At 28.7% G+C, this 7,236-nt stretch carries 6 protein-coding genes; all 6 read left to right on the forward strand.

Annotation, left to right across the window (positions count from 1 at the left end):
- Positions 1 to 168: 168 nt before the first annotated feature.
- The 6 genes from AAT22_RS03065 (at position 169) to AAT22_RS03090 (ending at position 7,126) form a co-directional block, all read left to right on the forward strand.
- On the forward strand, positions 169 to 1,251 hold the full coding sequence (locus tag AAT22_RS03065; RefSeq protein ID WP_016208774.1) for a BMP family ABC transporter substrate-binding protein: 1,083 nt from the start codon (positions 169 to 171) through the stop codon (positions 1,249 to 1,251).
- Positions 1,252 to 1,266: 15 nt separating this feature from the next.
- A complete protein-coding gene (locus AAT22_RS03070) occupies positions 1,267 to 2,571 on the forward strand; it encodes a pyrimidine-nucleoside phosphorylase (RefSeq protein WP_016208773.1) in 1,305 nt (434 codons plus the stop codon).
- A gap of 17 nt (positions 2,572 to 2,588) precedes the next feature.
- On the forward strand, positions 2,589 to 3,254 hold the full coding sequence (gene deoC / locus AAT22_RS03075; protein ID WP_047000215.1) for a deoxyribose-phosphate aldolase: 666 nt from the start codon (positions 2,589 to 2,591) through the stop codon (positions 3,252 to 3,254).
- Position 3,255: 1 nt separating this feature from the next.
- Positions 3,256 to 4,455 carry a phosphopentomutase gene (locus AAT22_RS03080; RefSeq protein WP_016208771.1) on the forward strand — a complete coding sequence of 400 codons (1,200 nt, stop codon included), beginning with the start codon at positions 3,256 to 3,258 and terminating at the stop codon, positions 4,453 to 4,455.
- Between the two features lie 441 nt (positions 4,456 to 4,896).
- On the forward strand, positions 4,897 to 5,919 hold the full coding sequence (locus AAT22_RS03085) for a LacI family DNA-binding transcriptional regulator (protein ID WP_047000216.1): 1,023 nt from the start codon (positions 4,897 to 4,899) through the stop codon (positions 5,917 to 5,919).
- Positions 5,920 to 6,025: 106 nt separating this feature from the next.
- Complete coding sequence (locus tag AAT22_RS03090; protein WP_016208769.1) at positions 6,026 to 7,126, forward strand: BMP family ABC transporter substrate-binding protein; 1,101 nt, start codon at positions 6,026 to 6,028, stop codon at positions 7,124 to 7,126.
- Positions 7,127 to 7,236: the final 110 nt, after the last annotated feature.

A 7,236-nucleotide genomic window follows, 5' to 3' on the forward strand; every position in this document is an offset into this window, starting at 1 on the left:
AAATCAATATTTTATAAATAGATATAAAAAAACATATTTGATAAATAAAATTATATCCAAATAATTATATTTAATATCAATATTCTCTATATAAAGTAAAGGTTTATTTATGTATAATTATATTATACAAAAGATGTTATAGATAATATCTATTGCAAAGGAGATTAAATGGTTAAAAGAATAGATAAGGTATTAGTTATATTGTTAATACTGATTTCAACAATATTTTTTGTAGCAGCAATAGTTCTTAACTTCAACAATAATTCAAATGAAAAGGGAAAAGAAAAGAACTTAAAAATAGCAGTAATTTTTACAGGTAGTGGTCTTGGAGATAAATCTTTTAATGATTTAATTTATGATGGTTTATTAAAAGCTCAAAAAGAACTTGGTATAGAGTTTGATTATTCAGAACCTATACATGCAGAGGACTATGAAAAGAGTATAATGGAATTTGCAGAAACTGAAGAGTATCAATTGATTATTGCTATTGGGCCAGAACAAGAAGCAGATGTGAAAGCGGTTTCAGAAAAATATCCTAATCAAAAATTTACTTTAATAGATTCAAAGCTTGAAGCAAAAAATATAAGTTCACTTTATACAAGGTGGGAAGAACAAGCGTTTCTAAATGGAGTCGTTGCAGGATTACTTAGTAAAGAAGAATATGAAAAAATAGGTTATATGAATAAGGCCGGAATAATTTTAGGTATGGAAGTACCTCATTTAAGAGAAGGCGCGATTGGTTTTGAAGCTGGATATAGATATGTTAATCCAGATGGGGAAGTTATATCTGCAGTAGTAAACGATTTTAAGAATCCTTTAAAAGCAAGAGAAACTGCATTATTGATGTATAGTAAAGGTGTAAAATACATTCAGCATCTAGCAGGTGCATCAGGGCTTGGAGTATTTTCTGCAGCGAAAGAAGTAGGTGGATATGCCTTCGGAATAGATGAAAATCAAAATTATTTTGATCCTAGTGTTATAATTTCAACTGCTACAAGATATATGAATCAAATTATATTTAATGAAATAAAGTATGTGAATGATAATAGTTGGAATGATGGAGTTCATTTATCAGGACTAAAAGAAGGAATTATAGACATAACAAGAGAAGGATCAGAAGTAGAATTAGATGATAATATAATGAAAACTGTAAATAAAATAAAATCTAAGATAGTAAACGACGAATTAACAATACCTAAGAACAAGGAAGAACTTGAAGCTTGGGTTAAAATAAATAAATATGAAAATTAAATGGAGGGTTTTAAAATGAGAGCTTTTGATATTATTGCAAAAAAAAGAGATAGTAAAGAATTAAGTAAAGAAGAAATAGAATTTTTTATAGATGGATATACAAAAGGTGAGGTGACAGATTACCAAGCATCAGCATTATTGATGGCAATATATCTAAATGGTTTCAATGAAGAAGAAACAGTTAATCTTACTATGGCTATGATAAAATCAGGGGATGTTGTTGATCTTAGCGAAATAAATGGAATAAAGGTTGACAAGCATAGTACAGGTGGTGTTGGAGATAAAACTTCTTTAATATTAGTTCCTATGGTTGCAGCAGCTGGAGGCAAAGTTGCTAAATTATCAGGAAGAGGATTAGGACATACTGGTGGAACACTTGATAAGCTTGAAGCAATACCTAATTTTGATATAAATGTTACAAAGGAAAACTTCATAGATTTTGTTAATAAATCAGGACTTGTAATAGCAGGTCAAACGCAAAACATAGTACCAGCAGATAAAAAGTTATATGCACTTAGAGATGTAACTGCTACCATAGACAGTATTCCATTAATAGCAGCAAGTATAATGAGTAAAAAAATCGCATCAGGTTCAGATGCAATATTACTAGATGTAAAATATGGTGATGGAGCATTTATGAAAACTAAAGAAGATGCTGAAAAATTGGCAGAAGCTATGGTATCAATAGGTAAGGGGTTAAATAGAAATACTTCAGCAGCAATAACATTAAATGGAGAACCATTAGGATATGCAATAGGTAATGCATTAGAAATACAAGAAGTAATAGAAGTATTAAGTGATAGGGGCCCTGAAGATTTAAGAGAATTATGTCTAAGACTTGGAGCACAAATGCTTAAATTATCAAATATAGAAAGTGATGTTAATAAGGCTAGAGGAATTTTAGAAGAAGTTCTTAAGAATGGTAAGGCTCTTGAAAAGCTAAAAGAACTTGTAGTTAATCAAGGTGGAGATGTAAGTGTAATTGAAAATAAGGATTTATTTACTATTTCAGAAGTAGTTCATGAAGTTAAAGCAAAAGAAGAAGGGTATGTATATGAATTAAATGCTGAAAAAGTAGGAATAGCATCATTATTAGCTGGAGCAGGAAGAGAAACTAAAGATGATGATATAGATTATGGAGCAGGAATAATACTATCAAAAAAGATGGGAAGCTATGTTAATAAAGGTGATTTATTAGCTACTATATATACAAGTGATATAAATAGAATTGAAAAAGCCGAAGAAATGCTTTTATCAGCTTATACAATATCTAATGAAAAGCCAGCTAAGGCAGATATAATATATAAAATAATTGAGTAATTACAAGAGGAGGAAATATGGATATAAAAGATATACTAAAAACAGTTGATCATACATTACTTTTACAAACTTCAACATGGGATGAAATAAAAACTATATGTGATGATGGTATGAAATATAAAGTTGCATCAGTATGCATACCACCTTCCTTTGTGAAAAGAGCAAAGGATTATGTTGGAGAGAACTTAAAGGTATGTACAGTAATAGGATTTCCAAATGGATATAATACAACAGAAGTTAAAGTATTTGAAACTAAGGATGCTATATCAAAAGGTGCAGATGAAATTGATATGGTAATAAATATAGGAATGGTAAAAGAAAAGAACTACAAATTTATTACAGAAGAAATAAAAGAAATTAAAAAGGCGTGTGGAGATACTATATTAAAAGTTATAATAGAAACTTGTCTTTTAACAGATGAAGAAAAAATAGAATTATGCGATTGTGTTACAAAGTCTGGAGCTGATTTTATAAAAACATCTACAGGATTCAGTACAGGTGGAGCAACTATTGAAGATATAGAGTTGTTTAAAAAATATGTTGGAAAAGATGTTAAAATTAAAGCAGCAGGTGGAGTAAAGAGTATTGAAAAAGCAGAAGAGTTTATATCAAAAGGAGCTTCAAGACTTGGAACTAGTTCAATAATTAAGATAATGAATAATGAAGAAGTTAGGGGGTATTAAGATGAAGAATTTTAATAGGGTATTCCTAGTTGTACTTGATTCTGTTGGAATAGGAGAAGCACATGATGCTGAAGATTACGGAGATAAGGGTGCAAATACTTTAGGAAATATAGCTAACTCAATGAATGGATTAAATGTTCCTAATATGGAAAAAATGGGACTAGGGAATATTGCAGATATTAAAGGTGTTAAAAGAGTAGAAAATTCAATTGCATATTATACAAAAGCAACAGAATTATCTAAAGGAAAAGATACGATAACAGGACATTGGGAAATTGCTGGTATCCATATAGAAAAGCCATTTCAAGTTTTTACAGATAACGGATTTCCACAATCATTGATAGATGAATTAGAAGAAAAAACTGGGCATAAATTCTTCGGAAATATTGCAGCATCAGGAACAGCAATTATTGAAGATTTAGGTGAGGAACACTTAAAAACAAAGAGCTTAATATTATATACTTCAGCAGATAGTGTTTTACAAATAGCTGCTAATGAAGAAATTATTCCACTAGAAGAGCTTTATAGAGTATGTGAAATTGCAAGAGAAATAACTTTAAAAGAAGAATATAAAGTTGGAAGAGTAATAGCAAGACCTTTTATTGGTAATAATAAAGAAAATTTTAAAAGGACATCAAATAGAAAAGATTATGCATTGAAGCCACCAACTAGTACTATGCTAGATGAATTAAATTTAATGAATTTAGATGTAGTTGGAATTGGTAAAATTGCTGATATATATTGCAATCAAGGAATAACAAAGAGTATAAAATCTAAGAGTAATGATATGGGTATGGAAGAAACAATAAAAATAGCTAAAGAAAATATGTATAATGGGTTAATTTTCTTAAATTTAGTTGATTTTGATTCAATGTATGGACATAGAAGAGATCCAAAGGGATATAAAGAAGCTTTAGAAAAATTTGATGTTCAATTAAGCACTCTTTTAAATGAATTAAATGATGATGATTTATTAATAATAACAGCAGACCATGGTAATGATCCAACATTTGAAGGAACAGATCATACTAGGGAATATGTTCCTGTACTAGTTTATAGTAAGAAGTTAACAGAACCTAAAGAAATAGATGTATTAAAGAGTATGGCAGATATAGGAGTATCCATAGTAGATAATTTTAATAAGGATAATAAGAAGTTTAATTTTGCCATAGGAGAGAGTTTCTTAAATAAAATTATATAACCTATAAAATATAAGCTTGCATTAAGTAATTATACAAATAATAGTTGAATGAGCTGAATATCTTGTTTAAAATATAAGATATTCAGCATATAATATCAGAAATATAGCTATTACATATTATTAAGACAATTAAGTATTTAATATAAAATTATAAATTTAAATATACAAGGATTATATTAACATCTAGAATATTTATAAAAATAGTAGTTAATTCCTAATAAATATTACAAAACCTGTGTTTAACATAAAACAAAAAGGAAAAGTAATTATTTAAGAATAAAAATAAATTAATATTAACTTAAGTAAATGTGATTATAGAAAAATTTATCAAAATCTATATTTAATAGAATTTAGGACTAGTATTAATGAATATAATAGATATATAATAGGCATATAGACAAATTTATTAAATTTTATCGTAGATACATAAGGAGAAAAAATATGGCAGTAACTATAGATGACATAGCAAAAAAAGCTGGTGTATCTTCTGCAACTATTTCTAGAGTTTTAAATAATTCCTCATATGTAAAAGAGGAAACTAAAGAAAGAGTTTTAAAGGTTATAGAAGAAATGAATTATGTTCCGAGTGCAATAGCAAGAAGTCTTTCTAAAAGAGAGACAAACACTATAGGAATAATAGTTCCGGATATAACAAATTCATACTTTGGTGAGATAATAAAAGGTATAAGTAAAATTGCAGAAGAAGTTAATTTAAATATAATATTATTTAATACAAATAATGATGTAAAAAGTGAATTAAAAGCATTAGATGAAGTTAAAAAGCATAGATTAAAAGGAGTTATAATGACTCCAGGGTTTGGAGATACGAAATTAGAAGATGTATTTATAGATATAATAAATAGTATAAATATACCTATTGTATTAGTTTCTGCAGATTTAAATTATATAAATTTAAATGGAGTTTTTGTTGATGATGTAAAAGGTGGTTTTGATGCTACTAAGTTATTAATAAATGAAGGTCACGAAAAAATAGGTATAATAACAGGAATAATTAGTTCAAGTTCAGCAATGAATAGATTAAATGGGTATAAAGAGGCATTAATCCAAAGTAATATACCAATTATAGATGATTATATAAAAGAAGGACAATTTAGTTTAGATAGAGCTTATGAAATAACTAAAGAATTTTTGGATATGGAAAACCCACCTACTGCGATAATTTCATGCAGTAATAGAATGACCTTAGGAACAATTAAAGCTTTATTTGAAAGAGAAAAGAATATACCAAGGGATATGGCGTTAGTTGGTTTTAATAAAATAGATTTAATAGATATAGTGGGAATTAATTTAACTTATATTGAAGATTCGCCTATGGAATTAGGAGTATCAGCTATAAAGTTACTTTTAGAGATATTTAAGAATAAAGATAATAAGAAGATAAATCGCATAAACATTCCACCAAAACTAATTTTAAATGGATCAGAAGAAAAAGTTAATAAATAAATATTGAGTTTATTTGTAAGCGGTATCAAGGGTAAAATTTTTGTTAAAAAGACGCACTTCTTTGTATATCAAAGATTGCTATATATTATTTTATGGAGGGATTATTATGAAAAAAAAGCTAATAGCATTAACACTTTCAGCTCTTATGGTCACTGGACTTGTAAGCTGTGGTAACAAGGGTGGAGAAACAGGTACAGACAAGAAAAATGATTTAAAAGTAGGTATGGTTACTGATGCAGGTACTATTGATGACAAATCATTTAACCAAGGTACTTGGGAAGGTATAAAGAAAGCAGAAACAGAATTAAAAGTTGAAACTAACTATTTAAAACCAACAGGAACAACAGAAGCTGACTATATGAAGGAAATTGGAAATCTTTATGATACAGGATATAAATTTATAGTTACTCCTGGATTTAAGTTTGAAACAGCTATATTCCAATCTCAAGATAAATATACAGATGCAAAATTTGTAATTATCGATGGATCTCCTAATAATGGGAAAAATGGAGCAGATAGAGTTGAAAAAGTAGCTGATAATGCAGTTGCTATATTCTTTGCTGAACATGAAGCAGGTTTCTTAGCTGGTGTAGCAGCCTCTCTTCAATTAAAAGAAGGAGAATTAGGTTTCATAGGTGGTATGGAAATACCAGCAGTTCAAAAGTTTAACTGGGGATTCCAACAAGGTGTTAAATATGCTAATGATAATTTAGGAACAAAGATGTCAATAAAAGCAGAAAATGTTGTTTATCAAGGATCATTTGATAACGTAGCAGCAGGACAACAATTAGCAGCAACTATGTTTGATAACGGAGTTAAAGCTATATTTACAGCAGCTGGTGGAGTTGGAGTTGGAGCTATAAATGAAGCTAAAGCTAGAGCAACAGCTGGAAAAGAAGCTTGGATTGTAGGGGTTGACGTTGACCAATATGCAGATGGTATTTACAAAGATGATAAATCAATCATTTTAACTTCTGCAATGAAGAAAGTAGATTCAGCTTCATTTGAAATGGTTAAAGCTGAATTAGATGGAAAGTTCCCAGGTGGACAAACTTTAACATTCGATGCTAAGAATGATGGTATAGGTCTTCCAAAAGAAAATCCAAATTTAAGTAAAGAAACTGTAAGTAAGGTTGATGAAATATTCAATCAAATAAAAGAAGGTAAAGTTAAAGTTGCATCTGAAAAAGGTGATTTAATTAAATAATTATAGAGGGAATTTAAAAGCTTAGCTTTTAAATTCCCCTCCAAGTATTAAAGAGGAAAGCGGTGAATTATATGGAGTATGTAGTAGAGATGCTTAACATTCGAAAAGAA

The sequence above is a fragment of the Clostridium sp. C8 genome (assembly GCF_001010885.1).
GTDB classification, from domain to species: domain Bacteria; phylum Bacillota; class Clostridia; order Clostridiales; family Clostridiaceae; genus Clostridium; species Clostridium sartagoforme.

Excerpts from the sequence above, each read along its gene's own strand:
- AAT22_RS03065 (WP_016208774.1), top strand. The coding sequence starts at position 169 with ATGGTTAAAAGAATAGATAAGGTATTAGTTATATTGTTAATACTGATT.
- AAT22_RS03070 (WP_016208773.1), top strand. The coding sequence starts at position 1,267 with ATGAGAGCTTTTGATATTATTGCAAAAAAAAGAGATAGTAAAGAATTA.
- deoC (WP_047000215.1), top strand. The coding sequence starts at position 2,589 with ATGGATATAAAAGATATACTAAAAACAGTTGATCATACATTACTTTTA.
- AAT22_RS03080 (WP_016208771.1), top strand. The coding sequence starts at position 3,256 with ATGAAGAATTTTAATAGGGTATTCCTAGTTGTACTTGATTCTGTTGGA.
- AAT22_RS03085 (WP_047000216.1), top strand. The coding sequence starts at position 4,897 with ATGGCAGTAACTATAGATGACATAGCAAAAAAAGCTGGTGTATCTTCT.
- AAT22_RS03090 (WP_016208769.1), top strand. The coding sequence starts at position 6,026 with ATGAAAAAAAAGCTAATAGCATTAACACTTTCAGCTCTTATGGTCACT.